At 74.0% G+C, this 21,960-nt stretch carries 17 protein-coding genes and 1 pseudogene; 13 read left to right on the forward strand and 5 right to left on the reverse strand.

Annotation, left to right across the window (positions count from 1 at the left end; translation table 11 throughout):
• The first annotated feature begins 69 nt into the window (after nucleotides 1-69).
• Complete coding sequence (locus ACTWQH_RS00445; RefSeq protein WP_443284223.1) at nucleotides 70-471, forward strand: winged helix-turn-helix transcriptional regulator; 402 nt, start codon at nucleotides 70-72, stop codon at nucleotides 469-471.
• Between the two features lie 42 nt (nucleotides 472-513).
• On the opposite strand, the gene ACTWQH_RS00450 is transcribed toward ACTWQH_RS00445, so the two are convergent.
• The gene (locus ACTWQH_RS00450; RefSeq protein ID WP_443284224.1) at nucleotides 514-1,143 is read right to left on the reverse strand and encodes a TetR/AcrR family transcriptional regulator; all 630 of its coding nucleotides are present in this window, start codon (nucleotides 1,141-1,143) and stop codon (nucleotides 514-516) included.
• 106 nt (nucleotides 1,144-1,249) lie between these two features.
• Between ACTWQH_RS00450 and ACTWQH_RS00455 the strand changes: the two genes are divergently transcribed.
• Nucleotides 1,250-4,705, forward strand: coding sequence for a hypothetical protein (locus tag ACTWQH_RS00455; RefSeq protein ID WP_443284225.1), 3,456 nt, complete (start codon nucleotides 1,250-1,252; stop codon nucleotides 4,703-4,705).
• 129 nt (nucleotides 4,706-4,834) lie between these two features.
• Complete coding sequence (locus ACTWQH_RS00460) at nucleotides 4,835-7,225, forward strand: Tex family protein (protein WP_443284226.1); 2,391 nt, start codon at nucleotides 4,835-4,837, stop codon at nucleotides 7,223-7,225.
• A gap of 8 nt (nucleotides 7,226-7,233) precedes the next feature.
• On the opposite strand, the pseudogene ACTWQH_RS00465 reads toward ACTWQH_RS00460, so the two are convergent.
• Nucleotides 7,234-7,353, reverse strand: a pseudogene (locus ACTWQH_RS00465) (RidA family protein); the annotation flags it as partial.
• 102 nt (nucleotides 7,354-7,455) lie between these two features.
• Here ACTWQH_RS00465 and ACTWQH_RS00470 point away from each other — a divergent pair.
• Both ACTWQH_RS00470 and ACTWQH_RS00475 read left to right on the forward strand, forming a co-directional pair.
• A complete protein-coding gene (locus ACTWQH_RS00470) occupies nucleotides 7,456-7,836 on the forward strand; it encodes a winged helix-turn-helix transcriptional regulator (RefSeq protein ID WP_443284227.1) in 381 nt (126 codons plus the stop codon).
• Between the two features lie 294 nt (nucleotides 7,837-8,130).
• On the forward strand, nucleotides 8,131-9,747 hold the full coding sequence (locus ACTWQH_RS00475; RefSeq protein WP_443284228.1) for an ABC-F family ATP-binding cassette domain-containing protein: 1,617 nt from the start codon (nucleotides 8,131-8,133) through the stop codon (nucleotides 9,745-9,747).
• Nucleotides 9,748-9,759: 12 nt separating this feature from the next.
• On the opposite strand, the gene ACTWQH_RS00480 is transcribed toward ACTWQH_RS00475, so the two are convergent.
• A complete protein-coding gene (locus ACTWQH_RS00480) occupies nucleotides 9,760-11,526 on the reverse strand; it encodes an ABC transporter ATP-binding protein (RefSeq protein WP_443284229.1) in 1,767 nt (588 codons plus the stop codon).
• A 493-nt stretch (nucleotides 11,527-12,019) separates the two neighbouring features.
• Here ACTWQH_RS00480 and ACTWQH_RS00485 point away from each other — a divergent pair, with 493 nt between their 5' ends.
• A complete protein-coding gene (locus tag ACTWQH_RS00485) occupies nucleotides 12,020-12,511 on the forward strand; it encodes an ATP-binding protein (protein ID WP_443284230.1) in 492 nt (163 codons plus the stop codon).
• Between the two features lie 54 nt (nucleotides 12,512-12,565).
• Here ACTWQH_RS00485 and idi read toward each other — a convergent pair whose 3' ends face one another.
• Nucleotides 12,566-13,168 carry an isopentenyl-diphosphate Delta-isomerase gene (idi, locus tag ACTWQH_RS00490; protein WP_443284231.1) on the reverse strand — a complete coding sequence of 201 codons (603 nt, stop codon included), beginning with the start codon at nucleotides 13,166-13,168 and terminating at the stop codon, nucleotides 12,566-12,568.
• Between the two features lie 243 nt (nucleotides 13,169-13,411).
• Nucleotides 13,412-14,395: a UDP-glucose 4-epimerase GalE gene (gene galE / locus ACTWQH_RS00495; RefSeq protein ID WP_443284232.1), complete on the reverse strand. Its 984-nt coding sequence runs from the start codon at nucleotides 14,393-14,395 to the stop codon at nucleotides 13,412-13,414.
• 209 nt (nucleotides 14,396-14,604) lie between these two features.
• Between galE and ACTWQH_RS00500 the strand changes: the two genes are divergently transcribed.
• The 7 genes from ACTWQH_RS00500 to ACTWQH_RS00530 all read left to right on the forward strand — a co-directional run bounded on the left by ACTWQH_RS00500 (nucleotide 14,605) and on the right by ACTWQH_RS00530 (nucleotide 21,929).
• Entirely contained in the window at nucleotides 14,605-16,512 is a 1,908-nt protein-coding gene (locus tag ACTWQH_RS00500) for a DUF5941 domain-containing protein (RefSeq protein WP_443284441.1), read from the forward strand.
• A complete protein-coding gene (locus ACTWQH_RS00505) occupies nucleotides 16,509-17,264 on the forward strand; it encodes a phosphocholine cytidylyltransferase family protein (protein ID WP_443284233.1) in 756 nt (251 codons plus the stop codon). The genes ACTWQH_RS00500 and ACTWQH_RS00505 overlap by 4 nt, the downstream gene beginning before the upstream one ends.
• Nucleotides 17,252-18,313, forward strand: coding sequence for an iron-containing alcohol dehydrogenase family protein (locus tag ACTWQH_RS00510; protein WP_443284234.1), 1,062 nt, complete (start codon nucleotides 17,252-17,254; stop codon nucleotides 18,311-18,313). Before ACTWQH_RS00505 ends, ACTWQH_RS00510 begins: the two co-directional genes overlap by 13 nt.
• The gene (locus ACTWQH_RS00515; protein ID WP_443284235.1) at nucleotides 18,291-19,076 is read left to right on the forward strand and encodes a CDP-alcohol phosphatidyltransferase family protein; all 786 of its coding nucleotides are present in this window, start codon (nucleotides 18,291-18,293) and stop codon (nucleotides 19,074-19,076) included. Before ACTWQH_RS00510 ends, ACTWQH_RS00515 begins: the two co-directional genes overlap by 23 nt.
• A complete protein-coding gene (locus ACTWQH_RS00520; protein WP_443284236.1) occupies nucleotides 19,073-19,969 on the forward strand; it encodes a glycosyltransferase family 2 protein in 897 nt (298 codons plus the stop codon). The genes ACTWQH_RS00515 and ACTWQH_RS00520 overlap by 4 nt, the downstream gene beginning before the upstream one ends.
• A 150-nt stretch (nucleotides 19,970-20,119) precedes the next feature.
• On the forward strand, nucleotides 20,120-21,034 hold the full coding sequence (locus tag ACTWQH_RS00525) for an ABC transporter permease (protein ID WP_443284237.1): 915 nt from the start codon (nucleotides 20,120-20,122) through the stop codon (nucleotides 21,032-21,034).
• A complete protein-coding gene (locus tag ACTWQH_RS00530) occupies nucleotides 21,021-21,929 on the forward strand; it encodes an ABC transporter ATP-binding protein (RefSeq protein WP_443284238.1) in 909 nt (302 codons plus the stop codon). Before ACTWQH_RS00525 ends, ACTWQH_RS00530 begins: the two co-directional genes overlap by 14 nt.
• The last annotated feature ends 31 nt before the right edge of the window (nucleotides 21,930-21,960 follow it).

Below are 21,960 nucleotides of genomic sequence, written 5' to 3' on the forward strand. Positions count from 1 at the left end.
TGGCTCGCCACCCACGCTAACCTCAACACTAACCTGGTGTAAGTACCCACGCTGACGTAAGGTACTGGCATGGGAGTGAGCCCTTGCGAGAATCCGGACGTCAACGCCGCCAACTGCCCCTCGCGCAGCGTGCTGGAGCACGTCACCAGCCGGTGGGGCGTGCTCCTGCTGGCCCGGCTGCTGGGCGAGGAGAGCCTGCGCTTCAGCGAGCTGCGCCGCTCCATCGGCGGCATCAGCGAGAAGATGCTCGCCCAGACCCTCCAGACCCTGGAGCGCGACGGCTTCGTCCGCCGCGAGGCCCGCCCCGTCATCCCCCCGCACGTGGACTACTCGCTGACGCCCCTCGGCGAGGAGGCCGCCCGCCAGGTCTGGGACCTGGCCCGCTGGGTCGAGCGCAGCCTGCCGGAGGTCCTGGCCACCCAGCGGCGCTACGACGAGCGGCGCCGGAAGGCCGCGGCCACCACCGGCTGACCACCGCTCTCCGGCCACTGCCGGCGAGACGCGGGACAGGACCTACGGGGCGTCCCGCCAGTTGCCCTGCACCGCCGCGCGCATCAGCCCGAGGTGGTCGTCGGCCGCGTCCTGCAACGCCTGCGGGCTGCCGTCGCAGCGCTTGTCCCAGGCGAGCGCGGCCAGCAGCCACGCCGAGTGGAACGCCCCCGCCAGCAGCGCCGGACGCGGATCCTCCGGGTCGATCCCCTCCCGCACGCACAGCACCCGTGCGAGCAGGCACTGCTGCTGGGCGGCCAGCCGCAGCGCCGCCGCCAGCACGTCGGACTCCGTGCACATCAGCCGCATCGCCCGCAGATAGGTGCACTGGCTCTCGCCCGACATGGCGCGCATCACCGAGCGGCCCGCCTCCCGCAGCGCCCACAGCGGTTCCTCGCCCGGCGGCCGCCGCTCCACCTCCGCCAGGAACAGCGCGCTGGCCTCCCGCATCGGCCGCAGCACCAGCTCCTCCTTGCTGGCGAAGTACCGGAAGAAGGTGCGCTCGGACACCTCCGCGCCGCGCGCGATGTCCCCGACCGTCGTCTGGGCGTACCCCCGGCTGAGAAACAGCTCGAGGCCGGAACGCAGCAGATCCTGCTCGGTGCGCAGCTTCCTGCGCTCGCGCAGCCCGGGAGGCGTCGAGTGGGGTCGCATGGGGGCATGTTACGACCGGGAAACCGAACTGACTCCCGAGCTGCCGGAAACCGCCTGCGCCGCCCGGCGCGGCCTCCCCCCGGCGCGGGAGGGCACAATCGCCCGCATGACCGAAGCCGGAGCGGACCGTCTCCTCAGCGACCTCGACGCCCTCCCGTACCCCCGGCGCATGCGCGAACTGGCCGCCCGCGCCCGCCTGTCCGCCGCCCGCGGGGAGCTCAGGGACCTGCTCGAAGACCTCGCCGGGCACGGCGTTCACGGCCGTCGGCTGGCAGCCGCGGCCGCCGCCGCGGGCGGCGACAAGGGCTACCTCGCCGGCCACCTCACCGACCCCGACCCGGTCGCGCGCCGCTACGCCCTGCGCGCCGCCACCCGGCTGGACATCGGCGACTACGCCCTGGAGGTGGCCCTGGAGGACGCGCCCGCCGCCGTCCGCCGCGAGCTGCTGGCCACCATCGTGACCGGCCGCCGCACCACCCTCGCCGACCAGCTCATCGACCGCCACCGCGCCGCGTGGGGCGACGCCGAGGCGGCCCGGCTGCTGCCCGGCTGCGGCCCCGAGACCGTCGCGCGCCTGCTGCCCGAGCTCTTCCCCGCCCTGCGCACCTGGCACGCGATGCTCCGCCGCCACCCCGACGCCCTGCTCGACGAGGCGGAACGCCAGCTCGCCGCCCTCCCCGACGCATCGCACGGCATGTGGTGGGATCGGCACGCCCCGGGCATGGCGCTGGCCGCCGACCGCCGCCCGGCCCGCGTCCTGGACCTGCTGGAACGCCACACCTTCGGGTGGCTGCCCCGCCCGCTGTGGGAACGGCTGAACCGCCTCGCCGCGGCCGATCCCGGCCGCACGCTGCGCCTGCTGCTGAGCGACCCGTACCGCGTCAACCAGCTCGCCCACTCCGGCCTGCCGCGCAAGCTGCTGCGCCGCCTCGTCCACCACCAGCTGCCCTCCCTCACCTCCCTCGCCGCCCTCGGCCGCGCCTGGGCCGAGGACCCGGCCCGCCTCGCTCAGCTGGTGCGGGCCGTGCCACCCTCCCGCCGCGCCGAACTCCTCGAATCCGTCGCCACCGACCCGGGCACCGGGGCCGACGGCGAGCGCCCCGAGCGCCCCGTCGACGACCGGATTCTCGCCCTGCTGCCCCACGCCCGCCGCCACGCCGAGGCGCGCCGCCTCGCCCACCGGGCGCGCGAGCAGCGGCGGCCCCGGCTCGTCGAGCTGTCCGCGCTGGTCCACCTGCCGCCCGCCGAGGTCCGCGCCGAACTGCTCGCCGCCACGCACGACTCCAACGCCGACGACCGCGCCGCCGCCTGGCGCCTGTTCGCCCGCAACGCCGCCCTCTCCGCCGACCCCCGGGCCGTCACCGCTGCCCTGGACGACGCCGCGACGCGGCTGCGCAACGAGCAGGAGCGGGTCCGCCACGCCGCCCTGGAGGCCCTCACGGGCGTCCACCCCGGCCTGTTCACCGAGGAGGCCGCCGACCACCTCGACCGCCTCGCCGCCGACGCCATCGCCGCCCGCGACTCCTCCGCCCCGCTCCGCGCCGCCCTCGGCCGCCTCGCCGACGCCGTGCTGCGCGAACACGCCGCCACCGCACACCGCGACCTCGTCGGCTGGGCCCTGCGCACCGTGGTCCGCCTCTGCGGAAACGCCGGCGGCGCCGACCTCGGGCGGCTGGACCGCACCCTCAGGCGCGGCCAGGAGCACCAGGTCTTCGAGGCGCTGCGGCCCTGGCTGGAGGCGGGCGCCGAGAAGGTCGACCACGGCCTGACCTTCGCCCTCGCCCGCGCCGTCGGCCGCCGTGCCGCGCGCATGCCCGAGCTCCAGGAACTGCTGCGCCAGGCCGTCCGATTCGGCGACGACGCCACCGTGCGCGAGGCCGTGCCGCTGTGGCTGGCCGACCCCGCCTCCCGCGACGAGCGCGTCGCCGAGGTGCTGGCCCTCGACCCCTCCGCGGCCGTGCTCCCCGAGGTGCTGCGCCTGCTGACGCTGCGCCGCACCGACCTGCTCGACGTGGTGCTCGACGACACCCCGCCCTACGGGCGTTTCCTGAGCGAGCCCGCCCGCTGGCTGCCGCCCCTGGACGGCGCCGTGGCCCGCTGGCTGCCCCGCCAGCGGCGGGCCGCCGCCCGGCTGTACGCCCGCGAGGCCGCCGACGCCGCCGCGCGGCCCCACCGCCGCGCGGCCGCCGTCGCCGCCCTCGCCCGCGTCCCGGAGGCCGAGGCGGCCGAGGACCTCCGCCGCTGGGCGGGCTCGCCCGACGTGGCGCTGGCCGAGGCGGCGCTCGTGGCCCTGGCACGCACCGACCGGCCCGGCGAGCACCTGCCGGGCCTCCTCGCGCACGCCAGCGACGACCGCGCCCGCGTCGCGATGCACGCCGCGGGCCGCGCCGCCGCCCACGTGCCGCCCTCCGCGCTCGCCCCCCGGCTGGGCGCCCTGCTGCTGCCCGCCCCCCAGGCCCCGGAGAGCGAACGGCAGGACACGGTCAAGGTCACCAGCCGCAAGGCGGCCGTCCGGCTGGCCGCCCGCCTGCTGCCGGTCCCCGACGCCGCCGTCCTGCTCGCCGAGGTCTACCACCACCCCGGCCGGCACGAGGACGTGCGTGCCGCCTGCGTCGCCTCCGCCCTCCGGCTACTCGACGACGAGCAGGGCTGGCGGATCGTCACCCACGCCGCCTCCCACCCCGGCCCCGAGAGCGTCGAGCTGCGCCACCCCGTGCTGCGCGTCGACCCCCTCGACCTCCCCGAGCGGCACCGGACCCGCTACGCCCGGCTGATCGTCGCCCTCACCGGCACCGCCGGCGTCCGGATCGCCTCCGAGGCGTACGGCCAGCTGCCCGACTGGGCCCCCTGGGCGCCGGAGGTCACCACCGTCCTGGCCCGCGCCGTCACCGGCGGGGACGACGGGCGCCCCTGGGACTCGGCCGCCCACGCCCTGATGAACATGGCCGTCACCACCCCCGCCGATCCCGCCGTCCGCGCAACGCTGCTCGCCGTCCTCGACCACCTCGCCGCCCTCGACGCCCGCGAGGACACCCCCGACGCCCAGGCCGACGCCGACCGTCCCGCCCGCCGCCGGGTCCACGTGCTCGCCCGGCGCCTGGCACGGGCGGCCCACGGGAACCCCGAGCAGCTGCGCACACTCGCCGCCGAGGCCGGCGAAGTCCTCGCCCGGCACGCGGACTTCGTCCCCGACGCGGCCGAGGCGCTGCTGAACGCCGTCGACCTGGACGCCGATCCCCGCACGCTCGGCCCGGCGCTGGCCCGGCTGGCCTGGCTGCACCAGGACCGCCCCGCCCTCGCCGCCCGCACCGCGCGGGCGCTCCACGGCACTCTGGCCGCGCCCCCGCGGCCCGGGAACCCCGCCACCCTGCTCGCGGTCGCCCGCGAGCTGGGCGCGCAGGGCGGCGCCGCCACCGGGCAGTTCGCCGTCCAGCTCGCGCGCGCCGGCGGCGCCCGCGCGGGCTGGACGCCACCCTGGCGCGACCTCGTGCGCTGGCTGCGCCGCCACCCCGTCCCCGACGTCCGCGACGCCGCGCTCGCGCTCCGCACCGACCGCGCCTAGCGGGAACGCCCGGCCGTTGCGCGTGCCCCCGCACCCCCGCGTCCGCGGCTCCTGTCACAATGCACAGCGCGGCGCACCCGGCGCCGGGAAAGCGGAGCGTTGATCGTGACACAGTCCGTCGCAGGACCCGTGGCAGGCCGGTCCATCGAAGGCAGGATCGCCGAGGAGCTGGGCGCTCGCGAGTGGCAGGTGGCGGCCACCGTGGGGCTGCTCGACGGCGGAGCCACGGTGCCGTTCATCGCCCGGTACCGCAAGGAGGCCACCGGCGCCCTCGACGACACGCAGCTGCGCACCCTCGAGGAGCGACTGCGGTACCTGCGGGAGCTGGAGGAGCGGCGCGAGGCGGTCCTGGAGTCGGTACGCGCCCAGGGCAAGCTCGACGAGGAGCTGGAGGCGAAGATCCGCGCGGCCGAGACCAAGGCCCGCCTGGAGGACATCTACCTCCCCTACAAGCCCAAGCGCCGCACCAAGGCGCAGATCGCCCGCGAGGCCGGGCTCGAACCGCTGGCCGACGGCCTGCTCGGCGACCCCACCGTGCCGCCGCAGGCCGCCGCCGCCGCCTTCGTCGACCCGGACAAGGGCGTTCCCGACGCCGACGCCGCCCTCGCCGGGGCCCGCGCCATCCTCACCGAGCGCTTCGGGGAGGACGCCGACCTGCTCGGCGAGCTGCGTGAGCGGATGTGGAACGCCGGCTACCTGGTGTCGAAGGTGCGCGAGGGCAAGGAGACGGCGGGCGCGAAGTTCTCCGACTACTTCGACGTGGCCGAGCCGTTCGCCCAGCTTCCCTCCCACCGGGTGCTGGCCATGTTCCGCGGCGAGAAGGAGGAGATCCTCGACCTCACGCTGGCGCCGGACGAGCCCACCGACGCCGCGGAGGAGGGCCCCAGCTGGTACGAGCGGGCCATCGCCCGGCGTTTCGGCGTACGCGACGAGGGCCGCCCGGCCGACGGCTGGCTGGCGGAGACCGTCCGCTGGGCCTGGCGCACCCGCGTCCTGGTCCACCTCGGCATCGACCTGCGCACCCGGCTGCGGACCGCCGCCGAGGACGAGGCGGTCACCGTCTTCGCCGCCAACCTGCGGGACCTGCTGCTCGCCGCCCCCGCCGGCACCCGCCCCACCATGGGGCTCGACCCCGGCCTGCGCACCGGCGTGAAGGTCGCCGTCGTCGACGCCACCGGCAAGGTGGCCGCCACGGACACCATCTACCCCCACGCCCCGCAGCGGCGCTGGGACGAGTCCCTCGCCCGCCTCGCCGCCCTCGCGAGCGAGCACGGCGTCGAGCTGATCGCCATCGGCAACGGCACCGCCTCCCGCGAGACCGACAAGCTGGCGGGCGAGCTGATCGCCCGTCACGCCGAACTGAAGCTGAGCCGCATGGTCGTCTCCGAGGCGGGCGCCTCGGTCTACTCCGCCTCCGCCTACGCCGCCCAGGAGCTGCCGGAGCTGGACGTGTCGCTGCGCGGCGCGGTCTCCATCGCACGCCGCCTGCAGGACCCGCTGGCCGAGCTCGTCAAGATCGACCCGAAGTCGATCGGCGTCGGCCAGTACCAGCACGACCTGTCCGAGGTGAAGCTCTCCCGCTCCCTCGACGCCGTCGTGGAGGACTGCGTCAACGGCGTCGGCGTGGACGTCAACACCGCCTCGGCGCCGCTGCTGGCCCGCGTCTCCGGCATCGGCGGCACGCTGGCCGAGCACATCGTCTCCCACCGCGACGCCAACGGCCCCTTCCGCCACCGGGACGCGCTCAAGGGCGTGCCGCGCCTGGGCCCCAAGGCGTTCGAGCAGTGCGCCGGCTTCCTGCGCATCCGCGGCGGCGACGACCCGCTGGACGCCTCGGCCGTCCACCCCGAGGCGTACCCCGTGGTGCGGCGCATCGCCGCCGCCTCCGGCAGCCAGGTGCCCGAGCTCGTCGGCAACGCCCGCCTGCTGCGCTCCCTCACCGCGGGCGACTTCGTCGACGACACCTTCGGGCTGCCGACCGTCACCGACATCATCGGCGAGCTGGAGAAGCCGGGGCGCGACCCGCGGCCGGCGTTCAAGACCGCGCGCTTCAAGGAGGGCGTGGAGACCATCGGGGACCTGGCGCCCGGCATGATCCTGGAGGGCGTCGTCTCCAACGTCGCCGCCTTCGGGGCGTTCGTGGACATCGGCGTCCACCAGGACGGGCTCGTCCACGTGTCGGCGATGTCGAAGAAGTTCGTCTCCGACCCGCGCGAGATCGTCAAGCCCGGCGACATCGTCACCGTCAAGGTGCTCGGCGTGGACGTGCCGCGCAAGCGGATCTCGCTGACGCTGCGGCTGGACGAGGAGTCCGGCGCGGGCGGCGGCGCCGGGCGCGGCCGGGGCCGCGAGCGCGAGCGCGAGCGGGACGAGCAGCGGCGCGGCGGCCGGGGCGGCACCCCGCGCCAGCGCGACCGCCGCGGCGGCGGCGCGGGGCGCCGCGAGGCACCCCCCGCGAACAGCGCCATGGCCGACGCCCTCCGCCGCGCGGGCCTGCTCGGCCCCGAGCGCGGCCGCTAGCCCCGGCCTCAGGCGGGCAGCCTGGTGTCGACGACGAAGCTGATCGCCTCGGCGTTCCGCCGCAGGTCCACCACGTACAGGGTCTGCGAGACGATCTGGTCGCGGGTGGCGCCGTAGTGGTTCGGGACCCCCTGCCATGAGAGCACGCTGTCTCTTGTGGTTACTCGGAAACTGTAGGAGAGTGATTGCCTGACCTGGAAGAACGCACTTTGCGGGAACTGAGGAACCTGATGGTGACCAAGCAGTTCACGGGCTCGCCCGAAGACGCGGACCTGAGGCGCGCGGACTCACTGGCGCGCGAGATCTTCTCCGACGTCGCCAACAAGTGGGCGTTCCTGATCATCGAGACTCTCGGCGAGCGCACCCTGCGCTTCAGCGAACTGCGTAACGAGGTCGGCGGCGTCAGCCACAAGATGCTCACCCAGAACCTGCGCATGCTGGAGCGCTACGGCCTGATCGAGCGGACCGTGCACCCCACCGTGCCGCCGCGGGTCGAGTACACCCTCACCGAGCCGGGCCAGGCCCTGCGCGCCACGGTCGACGGCATGTGCGTCTGGACCCACCGGTACCTCGGTCACATCGAGGCCGCCCGCCGCCGCTTCGACGGCTGAGGGCTGCCCGGCACGCACGAAATCCCGTTGCCCCGGCACCCCCGCCCCCCTACCCTCGTGGGTGGCCCTGTTGTCGCCGATGGGAGAGGCCGTTGAGCATCTGAGGTCGTCGGACACCGTGAGCCCGCCGGCAGCGCCACCGCGCTGCGGCCTCACGCGCACGACCTCGGAGCCGAGCGGCCGCGCCCCCGCGACAGCCAGCCCATCCCTCCGAAACGCCAGCGCCCACCCGGGCCCGGTGTCCACGCGTCGCATCTCCACCCCCGCTGGACACCGACACCCGGAGGACCGCACATGGCTGCCCCCACCACACACGTCACCCTCAGCGGCATCGCCTTCGCCTGGCCGGACGGCACCCCCGTGTTCACCGGCCTCGACCTCGCCGCCGGCCCCGGGCGCACCGGCCTGATCGGGCTCAACGGCTCCGGCAAGTCGACGCTGCTCAAGCTCATCGCCGGCGCGCTCACGCCCGCCTCCGGCACCGTCCGGGTCTCCGGCGAGGTCGGCTACCTGCCACAGAACCTCACCCTCGACACCCGCCTGAGCGTCGACCAGGTCCTCGGCGTCGACCGCGCCCGCGCCGCGCTGCACGCCATCGAGGCCGGCGACGTCGCCGAGGAGCACTTCGCCGCGGTCGGCGACGACTGGGACATCGAGGAGCGCACCCGCGCCACCCTCGACCAGCTCGGCCTCACCCACATCGACCTGGACCGCACCGTCGGCCAGGTCTCCGGCGGCGAGACCGTGCTGCTGCGGCTGGCCGGGCTGCTGCTGCGCCGCCCCGAGGTGCTGCTGCTGGACGAGCCCACCAACAACCTGGACCTGGACGCCCGCCGGCGCCTGTACGCCACCGTGGACGCCTGGAACGGCCTGCTGGTCGTCGTCAGCCACGACCGCGAGCTGCTGGAGCGCGTCGACCAGATCGCCGACCTGCACGACGGCGAGGTGCACTGGTTCGGTGGCACGCTCTCGGCGTACGAGGAGGCGCTGGCCGTCGAGCAGGATGCCGCCGAGCGCATGGTCCGCTCCGCCGAGGCCGACGTGCGGCGGCAGAAGCGCGAGCTCATCGAGGCCCACGACAAGCTGGCCGGGCGGATGCGCTACGCCAAGAAGGCGTTCGAGAACAAGCGCGCGCCGCGCGCCGTCATGCGGATGAGGAAACGCACCGCACAGGTGTCCGCCGGCAAGCACCTCAACCTGCACGAGGACCGGCTGGACCAGGCGAAGGAACGCCTCGAGCATGCCGAGGGGGCGGTGCGGGACGACGACGAGATCCGCGTGGACCTGCCGCACACCGCGGTGCCCTCCCGCCGCCGGGTGCTGAGCCTGCGCGGTCTCGCGCTGCGCTACGGCCCCCGCGCCGAGCTGGAGGTGCAGGGCCCGGAGCGGATCGCGCTGCTGGGCCGCAACGGCGCCGGCAAGACCACCCTGCTGTCGACCATCGTGGGGGAGCTCACCCCGCGGGAGGGCGAGGTCGCCGCCCACGTGCCGATGCGCTACCTGCCGCAGCGCCTGGACATCCTCGACGAGCGGCTCAGCATCGCCGAGAACGTCCGCCTGCTGGCGCCCGGCGCCGATCCGCAGCGCATCCGCGCCCAGCTCGCCCGCTTCCTGTTCCGCAAGGACCGGCCCGACCAGCTCGTCGGCACGCTCTCGGGCGGCGAGCGCTTCCGCGCCTCGCTGGCCGCGCTGATGCTCGCCGAGCCCGCGCCCCAGCTGCTGATGCTGGACGAGCCCACCAACAACCTCGACCTGTCCAGCGTCCGCCAGCTCACCACCGCCCTGGAGTCCTACCGGGGCGCGCTGCTGGTCGCCAGCCACGACCTGCCCTTCCTTCAGGAGCTCGGCATCACCCGGTGGCTCACCCTGGACGAGGAGCTGACGGAGACGGGGCCGCCGCAGGCGCCGTGACGAGCCGGCGGGTCAGGACAGCTGGGAGGACTGGAGCTGGGCGTACAGGCCGCCGCGCCGCAGCAGCTCGGCGTGGGTGCCGATCTCGCGGATGCGGCCGGCCTCCATGACGACGATGCGGTCCGCGCTGCGGACCGTGGAGAGCCGGTGGGCCACGACGAAGACGGTGCGGCCGCGCATCAGGCGGTTCAGCGCCTCCTGCACCAGCGCCTCGGAGCGGGTGTCGAGGGCGGAGGTCGCCTCGTCGAGCACGAGGATGCGCGGATCGCGGATGAGCGCCCTGGCGATGGCGATGCGCTGGCGCTGCCCGCCGGAGAGGCGGGCGCCGCGCTCCCCGACGACCGTGTCGAGGCCGTTCGGCAGGCGGTCGACGAACTCCAGGGCGTTGGCGTCCTTGAGGGCCTCGCGGACGCTGCGCTCGTCGACCTGGCGCATGCCGTAGCCGACGTTCTCCCCGATGGTGCCCTCGAACAGCACGGACTCCTGCGGCACCACCGACAGGAAACGCCGATAGGTGCGCAGGTCGAGGGTGGCCATGTCGGTGCTGTCGAGCAGGATGCGGCCGGAGACGGGACGGATGAAGCCGATGAGCAGGTTGAGGATGGTGGACTTGCCCGCGCCGGAGGCGCCGACCAGGGCGATGGTCTCGCCGGGCGGCACGCGGAGGCTGAAGTCGCTGACGGCGTCCGGGCCGTCCTCCTCGTACCGGAAGGTGACCCGCTCGAACTCCAGGCGGCCCTTGACGGCGGCGACCTTGGCCTTGCCGGCGTTCACCTCCAGGTCGGGCGCCTGGAGCACCTCCCCGGCGGAGCGCACCGACTCCAGGCCCTTGCTGATGATGGGCGTCAGCGCCATCAGCGTGGTCATGGAGCCGGTGAGGGTGGTGAAGAAGGTGCTGAGCATCACCACGTCGCCGGTGGTGATGGGCAGCCAGCTGTAGTAGCAGACCAGCGCCGCGCCGGCGAGGAAGCCGATGCCGAGGGCCTGGAGCAGGATCCAGGCCAGGGCGCTGAAGTGGCCGTTGAGGAGGTCGAGCCGTATGCCCGCGGTCAGGACCTGCCGCAGCGAGCCGTCCACGCGCGCGACCGCCGTGTGTTCCAGGCCGTGGGCGCGGGTGACCGGGATCAGGCTGGTCATCTCGCCGACGCGGGTGGACAGCTGCTCGACCTCGCGGCGGAAGTGCTCGTTGCGGCTGCGCATGCGCCCGCGCAGCCTGCGCACCAGGAAGGTGGCGGCCGGCACCACGACGAGGAAGACGGGCAGCGCCTCGGGGACGCGGAAGGCGATGACCAGCAGCCCGCCGGCGAGGGTGATGACTGCGTTCAGGCCGTTGTCCGCGGTCTGCTGCACCGACTGCTCGATGTTCTCCACGTCGCGGATCACCTTGGTCTGCAGGGCGCTGGCGGACGTCCGGGAGTGATAGCCGATTGACAGCTCCTGCATCCTGCGGCACAGCGCCGAGCGCAGCGCGGTGCCGGTGCGGCGCACGCTGCCGTGCATGCAGCGGACGTAGAGCAGGTGGGTGGGGTAGTTGAGCATCAGGACGAACAGGAGCACGGCGGTGTTGACGCCGAGCCCGGAGACCGGCCGCCGCTCGACGACGATGTCGATGACGTTCGCGGTGATCAGCGGCAGCAGCCAGACGGGGCTGTGCTTGACGATGAAGGCCAGCACCGCCACCAGGATTCTCAGCCGGTGGTCCCGGAAGAGGTACAGGAGTGTTCGCACCGGGTGTTCCCCCTGGTAGCGGTGGTCCAGGGGGCCTTTCGGCAGGGCCATGTGAGCAGCGCTCCATCGTCCGGATCGTCCAGGGATTTCGGTCGGAATGACCTTGCCCCCGAAGCCACTCGAACACTCACCGAAATGTGAGTAGCGCCGGACTCTCCCCTTTTCTTGTTGTTAGGGCTCAATTCATATGCATAGTGATAGTCATAACGCGGGATCGCCGAGGTCGCCGAAAACGGACGGCCTCCTCGCTGCCCTGTTGTCAGATTTCTCAACTTCCGTATCGTCGCGAAACAACTCCGATGCTCGACCGGCGCTCGCGCCACCCGCCCCCCGCGGCGGCATTCGCAACGATGCGCCCGGCCAGTCGGGTGACGGGGCGGAGTAGGGGCGGAACGCGGCGAACCTCGCGTCGTCGCACGGAGCTTGGCCGCGTTCGGTCCTCAAGTGAAGGGAAACGGGCCGAACTTGCCGTCTTTCGCTCAATGTGCGGCTAGTTCGGGTCAGCGGGTCATGTAGCCCTGGCACATGCCAAGACTCGAAGAACATGGACACCCGATCGGTCGCCCCGCCCCCCGCCCCGCCCGCTCCCACCCTCACCGGCGCCTGGCGCTTCACCGTCGCCCCCGCCGACGTCTCCGTGCCGCAGACGCGCCACGCCGTGCGCGAACTGCTGCGCCGCCAGGGCGCCCCGCTCTCGGCCGAGCTGCTCCACGGCGTCCTGCTGATCCTCTCCGAGCTGGTCACCAACGCCGTGCGCCACGCCGCCCTGCTCACGCCCGTGATCGGCGTGGAAGTCCGGCTGGAGGGCGGATGGGTGCGGCTGGCGGTGGAGGACGGCCACCCCTACCGCCCCGCCGCCCTGCACGCGGCGCCGGAGCACGGCCACACCGGGGGCCGCGGCCTGCTGCTGGTCAAGGCCACGGCCCACGAGGCGGGCGGCTGCTGCGGCGTCGAGCCGACCGCCGCCGGGGGCAAGGCGGTCTGGGCGGCCCTGCCGCTCGATCTCGCCCGCGGCCCCGAGGCCCCGAGGCGCTGAGGCGCCGAGCCCCTGAGGCGCTGGGCGGGCTGGTGGCGCGCCGCGCGGGCGGCGTCACCAGCCGGCGGCGTCCCCCGTGACCTCGCGGATCACCGGCCGGGCCGCTTCCAGCACCGTGCCGAACCAGGCCGAGAAGGGCTCGCCCGCGCGCCGCCGCTCCAGCTCGGCCGGCGTGAGGAACGCGGTCTCCGCGATCTCGGCCGGGTCGGGCCGCAGCGGCGCCGTGATGAGCCCCGCGAAGAGGTGGTTGTACTCCCGCTCGACCAGCCCCGAGACCGGATCGGGGTGGCGGTAGCTGACCGTGCCGGCCTCCCGCAGCAGCGCGGGCGCCGCCCCCAGCTCCTCGGCCGTGCGCCGCGTGGCGGCCAGGAACGGCGGCTCGCCGGGATAGGGGTGCCCGCAGCAGGTGTTCGACCACACGCCGGGGGAGTGGTACTTCTGCGGCGCCCGGCGTTGCGCCAGCAGCCGCCCCGCGGCGTCGAAGAGGAAGACCGAGAACGCCCGGTGCAGCCGGCCGGGCGCCCGGTGGGCCGCGAGCTTCTCCGCGGTGCCGGTCGTGACGCCCTCCTCGTCCACCAGCTCGATCATGATCGGCTCCGCCGCGACGGCGGGCGCACCCTGACGGACCGCGCCGCTGGGCGCTGCGCTGTGGGGCATGGACTTCCCTTCCCGGATCTCGTTCGGCTTCCGCTTCGGCCCCGGTGGCCGTCCCGGATGCCCCTCAGTCTGCCCTGGCGCGCGGGGCGGCCTCGGCGGCACCGCCTCGGTTCATGCTCCGCACGCCCGTACGGTTCGGGCTGGAACGTGCGGTGCGCGACACCGGCACGATCGGCAGCGCGATCAGCGGCGAGGCGATCGGGTCGGCCGCTGCCGCCCGTGACGATGGCGCGCGTCAGGGCGTCAGGGACGGTGCTCCAGCCAGCCGCGCCAGGCCGAGGCGACCATCTCCGCCACGCCCCGGCGGGCCGTGAAGCCCAGCAGCTCGCGCGCCCGGTCCGCCGAGGCGACCACCCGCGCCGGGTCGCCGGGCCGCCGGGCCGCCACCCTCGGCGGCGCCGGGTGGCCGGTCACCTCGGCGACCAGCGTGGCCAGCTCGCGCACCGACACGCCCCGGCCGGTGCCGATGTTCACCGTCAGCTCGGCGGGCCCGTCCGCCCCCGCCGCCCCGGGCCCGGCCAGCCACCGCGCCGCCGCCAGGTGCGCCCCGGCCAGGTCCGCGACGTGCACGTAGTCGCGCACGCACGTTCCGTCCGGCGTCGGGTAGTCGTCGCCGAAGATCACCGGCGCCTCGCCCAGGCTGATCCGCTCGAAGAACATCGGGACGACGTTGAACGCCCCGGTGTCGGCCAGCTCCGGGCGGGCGGCGCCGGCCACGTTGAAGTACCGCAGGCAGGCGGTGCCGACGCCGTGCGCCCGCCCCGCCGCCCGCACCAGCCACTCCCCGGCGAGCTTCGTCTCGCCATAGGGATTCACCGGCAGGCACGGCGTGTCCTCCGTCACCAGCTCGGCGTCGGGCGAGCCGTACACCGCCGCCGAGGAGGAGAAGACGAAGCGGCGCACCCCGGCGGCGGCCACCGCCTCCAGCAGCACGGTCAGCCCGTGCACGTTCTCCCGGTAGTAGCGCAGCGGCGAGTCCACGGACTCCGCGGGCCGCTTCAGCGCCGCCAGGTGCACGACCCCGGTCACGCCGTGGCCGGCCAGCACGTCGCCCACCAGCTCCCGGTTCGCCACCGAGCCACGCACCAGCGGTACGCCGTCGGGCAGGCGCTTGGCCATGCCGGTGGACAGGTCGTCCAGCACCACCACGCGCTCGCCCGCCTCCGTCATGGCGTGGACGACGTGGGCCCCTATGTAGCCGGCCCCGCCGGTGATCAGCCAACTCATGGCCGCAGCCTAACGCCGACGCCGCAACCGCTTCGTTCCGTAGTTGGTTGATCGCGTAAGGTCACGCCAATGCTTCTGAGGGCTCCAGGATGAACTCCAGGTTTCCTCAGTCCAACGCCATTCTGTCCTCATGGTTGTCATCAGATAATCTCAGCCCGTTGTCCAGCCCGCACCGGGAGCAGATCCGGCCCGGAGAGGAGTGAGTTCCGCTGTCCACCGCGATCCTCACCGGCCCGACCGTCCCCGGGACGCCGCTCGCCGACGACCTGCGCGCGCTGGGCTTCGCGGTGCTGGTGGCGGAGCCGGACGCCGGCCTCGCCCCGGCGCTGGACGCGGTGCCGGCGGGGGAGCGGGTCGCGGTCGTGGATCCCCGGTTCACCGGCCACCGCCACAGCCTGCGGCTCGGCCTGACCGACCCCCGCTTCCCGGCCGCCGCCATTCCCGGCGCGGTCACCGTGCTTCCCGCCGCCCGCGGCGCGCTGGCGAAGGCCCTCGGCGGCGCGGCGCACGCGGCGTACGACGACGAACGCCCCGGATCCGGGGCGGCGCCCACGGCCACGCGGCGCGCCACCTGCCTGCCCGACCGGCTCGCCGCCCGCATGGCGGCCGACGGCACCCCCGTTCACCGCCCCGACCTCGGACCCCTGGTGGCCACCGTCGCCGAGGACGACGCCGCCCGCGCCCGCGCGGCCGCCAGGACCGCCGAGGTCGACGAGGAGGCCGTGCGGCTGCGCGGCGCGGTCAAGACCCGCGACGGCCTCTTCACCACCTTCTGCGTCAGCCCCTACTCCCGCTACCTGGCCCGCTGGTGCGCCCGCCGCGGCCTGACCCCGAACCAGGTCACCACCGCCTCCCTCCTCACCGCGCTCGCCGCCGCCGGCTGCGCCGCCACCGGAACCCGCCCCGGATTCGTCGTCGCCGCCGTGCTGCTGCTCGGCTCCTTCGTGCTGGACTGCACCGACGGCCAGCTCGCCCGCTACTCCCTGCGCTACTCCACGCTCGGCGCCTGGCTGGACGCGACGTTCGACCGGGCCAAGGAGTACGCCTTCTACGCCGGCCTGGCGCTCGGCGCCGCCCGCGGCGGGGACGACGTGTGGGCGCTGGCGCTGGCCGCCATGGTGCTCCAGACCTGCCGCCACGTCGTGGACTTCTCCTTCGCCGAGGCCCACCAGCGCGACACGACGGGCGCCGCGACCCCCGCCGCCGCCCTCTCCGGGCGGCTGGACCGCATCGGCTGGACCGTGTGGGCGCGCCGCGTGGTCGTGCTGCCCATCGGTGAGCGCTGGGCCCTCATCGCCGTGCTCACGGCGCTGACCACGCCGCGCACCACCTTCGTCGTGCTGCTGGCGGCCGGCGGGTTTGCGGCGTGCTACACGACGGCGGGCCGCGTGCTGCGCTCGCGGCGCGGAGCGCGTCTTTCCGCGCCCTCGGCGCGGGCACTGCGCGCGCTCACCGACAGCGGTCCCGCCGCGGAGCTGATCGCCCGGTGCGGGGGCTCCACCCCCGGACCCCCGGCCGCCCGCACCGCGCCGGCGGTGGTGAGGGCCGTCGTCAGCCGCCGCCCCCTGGGCGGGGCCCTCCTCGGCGTCGCGGGCACCGCGCTGCTGCTGGCCGTCCTCCTCCTCACCCGCGACGACCCCGGCTGGTACGCCCTCGCCGCGGCCGCCGCGTACGCCCTCTGCGCCGGCCTCGGCGTCGCCGGGCCCCTCGACCGCCCCCTGGACTGGCTGCTGCCTCCGCTGTTCCGCGCCGGCGAGTACGGCTGCGTCCTGCTCCTCGCGGTCGCCGCCGAGGCCGACGGGAAGATGAACGGAGTCTTGCCAGCGGCTTTCCTTCTGGTGGCGGCTTGCGCCTACCATCACTACGACACGGTGTACCGCCTGCGAGGCGGCGCCGGGGCGCCCCCGCGCTGGCTGGTCAGGGCAACCGGCGGCCAGGAGGGGCGCGCGCTGGCGGTCAGCGCCGCCGCCGCTCTGTGGGCGGGGGGGCAGGGCTTCACCGCCGCGCTCGCGGTCCTTGGCGGGGCCCTGGCGCTCGTGGTGCTGGGGGAGAGCATCCGCTTCTGGGTCTCCTCCCGGGCACCAGCCGTACACGACGAAACAGGAGTACCCGGATGATCGGCCTCGTGCTGGCCGCCGGCGCCGGCCGGCGCCTTCGCCCCTACACCGACACCCTGCCCAAGGCACTGGTGCCGGTCGTCGCCCCGGACGGCGGCGCCGAGGAGAGAACGGTGCTGGATCTCACCCTCGCCAACTTCGCCGAGGTCGGTCTCGCCGAGGCGGCCATCGTCGTCGGCTACCGCAAGGAGGCGGTCCACGAGCGCAAGGCAGCCCTGGAGCGCCGCCACGGCGTCCGCCTCACCCTCATCGAGAACGACAAGGCCGAGGAGTGGAACAACGCCTACTCCCTGTGGTGCGCCCGCGAGGCCCTCGCCGAGGGTGTGATCCTCGCCAACGGCGACACCGTCCACCCCGCCTCGGTCGAGAAGACGCTGCTGGCCGAGCGCGGCCCCGGCCGCCGCATCGTGCTCGCCCTCGACACGGTCAAGTCCCTGGCCGACGAGGAGATGAAGGTCGTCGCCGACCCGGTCACCGGCGTACGCCGCATCACCAAGCTGATGCCGCCCGAGGAGGCCACCGGCGAGTACATCGGCGTCACCCTCATCGAGCCCGAGGCCGCCGCCGACCTCGCCGACGCGCTGCGCACCACCTTCGAGCGCGACCCGCAGCTGTACTACGAGGACGGCTACCAGGAGCTGGCCGACCGCGGCTTCCGCATCGACACCGCGCCCATCGGCGACATCAGCTGGGTGGAGATCGACAACCACGCCGATCTCGCCCGGGGCAGGGAGATCGCGTGCCGGTACTGACCCGCCTCATCCCCTCACCGGTCTCCGTCGACATCGCCGCCGGGGCTCTGGACAACCTGGCGGGACTCCTCGCCGACCAGCGGATCTCCCCTTCTGGCCGGCTCGCCGTCGCCATCAGCGGCGGCTCCGGCGCGGCGCTGCGGGACCGCCTGACCCCCGCCCTGCCCGGCGCCGACTGGTACGAGGTGTCCGGCGGCACCATCGACGCCGCCGTGCAGCTCGCCGACGCCATGCGCGTCAAGCACTACGACGCCGTGGTGGGCCTGGGCGGCGGCAAGATCATCGACGCCGCCAAGTACGCCTCGGCACGCGTGGGCCTCCCCATGGTCGCCGTCGCCACCAACCTCTCCCACGACGGCATCTGCTCCCCGGTGTCCATCCTCGACAACGACGCCGGGCGCGGCTCCTACGGCGTACCCACCCCCATCGCCCTCGTCGTCGACCTCGACGTGATCCGCCAGGCCCCCGTCCGCTACGTCCGCTCCGGCATTGGCGACGCCGTCTCCAACCTCTCCGCCGTCGCCGACTGGGAGCTGTCCCACCGCGAGACCGGCGAGCAGATCGACGGGCTGGCCGCCGCCATGGCACGGCAGGCGGGCGAGGCGGTGCTGCGGCACCCGGGAGGCTGCGACGACGACTCGTTCCTCACCGTGCTCGCCGAGGCGCTGGTGCTCTCCGGCATCGCCATGTCGATCGCCGGGCACACCCGGCCGTCCTCCGGCGCCTGCCACGAGATCTCCCACGCGCTCGACCTTCTCTACCCCCGGCGTTCCGCCCTGCACGGGGAGCAGGTCGGCCTCGGCGCGGCCTTCGCCACCCACCTGCGCGGCGAGGGCCGGCGGGCCGTGCTGATCGCCGAGGTGCTCAGGCGCCACGGGCTGCCCGTGCTGCCCGAGGAGATCGGCTTCACCACCGAGGAGTTCACCGCGGCGGTCTCCTACGCCCCCGAGACCCGCCCCGGCCGTTACACCATCCTCGAACACCTCGACCTGACCACCGACGAGATCAGGGACGCGTACGCGGACTATGTCAAAGCCATCAGTAGCTGAACTCCGGCCGGTCGTGCACCCGCCGGGTGTGACGGACCGGCGCAGCGGCGAGCACTGGGCCGGGCGCATGTACATGCGCGCCATCTCGCTGCGCTGGACCCGGCACCTGGTCACCACCCGGGTCACGCCGAACCAGCTCACCTACCTGATGGTCTTCGCCGGGCTGGCCGCCGGAGCGGCGCTGCTCGTGCCCGGCCTGCCGGGCGCGGTGGCCGCCGCCCTGCTCATCCAGCTCTACCTGCTGCTGGACTGCGTCGACGGCGAGGTCGCCCGCTGGCGCGGCCAGACCTCGGTCACCGGCGTCTACCTCGACCGCGTCGGCCACTACCTGGCCGAGGCCGCCCTGCTGGCCGGCCTCGGCCTGCGCGCGGCCGACGTCTTCGCCCGCGAGGGCCCCGCCCCGGACTGGCTGTGGGCCTTCCTCGGGGTGGTCGCCGCGCTGGGGGCGATACTGATCAAGGCCGAGACCGATCTGGTGGACGTCGCCCGCAGCCGCGCCGGGCTGCCGGCCGCCGCCGACGCCTCGGCCGCCCCGCGCTCCGCCGGGCTCGCGCTGGCCCGCAGAGCCGCCGCCTCGCTGCGCTTCCACCGGCTGGTGGGCGGCGTCGAGGCGTCCCTGCTGATCCTGCTGGCCGCCGTCCTCGACGGACTCGGCGGCGACCTGTTCTTCACCCGGTTCGCCGTCGCCGCGCTCGCCGCCATCGCGCTGCTGCAGGCCGTGCTGCACCTGGTGTCCATCCTCGCCTCCAGCAGGCTGCGGTGATCGCGGTGGGTACGGCGCAGCTCAAACTCGGCGCGGTGGTCCTGACCAGGGGCGAACGCCCCGAGGAACTCCGCATGCTGCTGGATTCGGTGGCCCGGCAGGACGGCGACGCCATCGAGGTCGTCGTGGTCGGCAACGGCGCGTCCCTTCCCGACCTCCCGGCCGGGGTGCGCAGTGTGGAGCTGCCGGAGAACCTCGGCATCCCCGGCGGGCGCAACGTCGGGATCGAGGCGTTCGGACCCGGCGGCTCCGACGTCGACGTGCTGCTGTTTCTGGACGACGACGGACTGCTTCCGGACAAAGCCACGGCCGAAACGGTGCGCGCCGCCTTCGACGCCGACCCGCAGCTCGGCATCGTCAGCTTCCGCATCGCCGACCCCGAAACCGGCACCACGCAGCGGCGCCACGTCCCCCGGCTGCGCGCCTCCGACCCGCTGCGCTCCTCCAGGGTCACCACCTTCCTCGGCGGCGCCAACGCCGTGCGAACCCAGGTGTTCCAGCAGGTGGGCGAGCTGCCCGACCACTTCTTCTACGCCCACGAGGAGACCGACCTGGCGTGGCGGGCGCTGGACGCCGGCTGGGGCATCGACTACCGCGCCGACCTCGTGCTGCACCACCCGGCGACGCTGCCCTCCCGCCACCCGCTCTACCACCGGATGACCGCCCGGAACCGGGTGTGGCTGGCACGGCGCAACCTGCCCCTGCCCCTGGTTCCCGTCTACCTGCTGGTCTGGCTGCTGATCACGCTGGCCCGGCGGCCCGCCTGGCCCGGCCTGAAGGCGTGGCTGGGCGGCTTCGTCGAGGGCTGGCGTACCCCGTGCGGGCCGCGCCGGCCGATGCGCTGGCGTACCGTGTGGCGCCTGACGCGGCTCGGGCGACCGCCTGTCATCTGACCGGGGCCGGGTCTGGCAGGATCCATGGGGTCTGCGAGTATCCGAGGGATTACCGCACCGTCGTAAGTACCCTGATAAAACTTGCGCACACGGAACCTGCGCGCGGCCGTTCGTGCCAGGTGTTGCGCTCTGCGAGGACGAGAGTTTCAAGTGAGTCAGACAACGCGAGTCGGTGCCTCCCCCCAGGATGAGTCACTGGCCGATCTGGCGGCCCGCCACGGGCTGTCCGTCAGCGGTGCCAGGCCACCGCTGCCCGAGTACGTACGCCAGCTGTGGGGGCGCCGCCACTTCATCGTCGCCTTCTCCCAGGCGAAACTGACGGCGCAGTACAGCAAGGCCAGGCTCGGCCAGGTCTGGCAGGTGCTGACCCCGCTGCTCAACGCCTTCGTGTACTACCTGATCTTCGGGAAGATCATCGGCGCCAAGGGCGGCATGAGCGACGAGGACTACGTCCCGTTCCTGGTGACCGGCGTGTTCGTCTTCGCCTTCACCCAGAGCTCGATCATGTCCGGCACCAAGTCGATCGCCAACAACCTCGGCCTGGTGCGGGCCCTGCACTTCCCCCGGGCCTCGCTGCCGATCGCCTTCTGCCTCCAGCAGCTCCAGCAACTGCTCTACTCGATGATCGTGCTCGTCATCGTCATGGTCGGCTTCGGGCACTATCCCGACGCCACCTGGCTGCTGGTGATCCCGGTGCTGCTGGCGCAGCTGGCGTTCAACACCGGCATGGCCCTGGCCTTCGCCCGCTGGGGCAGCTCCATGCCGGACCTGGTCCAGATCATGCCATTCGTGCTCCGGACGGCGATGTACTTCTCCGGCGTGATGTTCCCGCTGCGGCACATGCTGGAGGAGAGGGCGAATGCGCCCGGCTGGGTGGCCGACGTCCTGGCCGCCAACCCCGCCGCGGTCTACATGGACCTGATGCGTTACGCCCTCATGGACGGCCCTTACCCGAACACCGTGCCCGGGGAGACCTGGCTGCTGGCCCTCGGCTGGGCCGTCGTGATCGGCATCGGAGGCTTCATCTACTTCTGGAAGGCGGAGGACCGCTATGGCCGCGACTGACCCGGCGACGCCGGCGAACACGGGCGAGGCCCCGGAGACGGGCGGCGAGCGCACGCCGACCGTCATCGCCGACGACGTCCACATCGTCTACCGCGTCTACGGCGTCCGCAGCCGGGGCAGCGGCAGCGCGGCGCTGAGCCGGATGCTGCGTGGCCAGCGCTCCCGCCGGGTGCAGGAGATCCACGCGGTGCGCGGCGTCAGCTTCGTCGCCTACCGCGGCGAGGCCATCGGCCTCATCGGCTCCAACGGCTCCGGCAAGTCCACCCTGCTGCGCGCCATCGCCGGCCTGCTGCCTCCCGAGAAGGGCAGGGTCTACACCAACGGCCAGCCCTCGCTGCTGGGCGTCAACGCCGCCCTGATGAACGACCTCACCGGCGAGCGGAACGTCATCCTCGGCGGCCTGGCCATGGGCATGAGCCGCGAGCAGATCCGCGAGCGCTACCAGCAGATCGTCGACTTCTCCGGCCTCAACGAGCGGGGGCAGGACTTCATGGCCATGCCCATGCGCACCTACTCCTCGGGCATGCAGGCCCGCCTGCGGTTCTCCATCGCCGCCGTGAAGGACCACGACGTGCTGATGGTCGACGAGGCCCTGGCCACCGGCGACAAGATGTTCCGCAAGCGCTCCGAGGCCCGCATCCGCGAGATGCGCTCGCAGGCCGGCACGGTCTTCCTCGTCAGCCACAGCAACAAGTCCATCCGGGACACCTGCGACCGGGTGCTGTGGCTGGAGAAGGGCGAGCTCGTCATGGACGGCCCCACCGACGAGGTGCTCAAGGCGTACGAGGAGCACACCGACCGCGCCGCCGGCGGCCCCAGCAGGCCACGGCCGCGTCCCCGGCAGCAGGGGAACGGGCCGCGTGTCCGGAAGCGGAACCAGGAGACCGTGCGGTAAAAAAGCTCATATGACGGACTGCGACGGCCCT

The organism is Streptomyces sp. 6N223 (assembly GCF_052246635.1).
Lineage (GTDB): Bacteria > Actinomycetota > Actinomycetes > Streptomycetales > Streptomycetaceae > Streptomyces.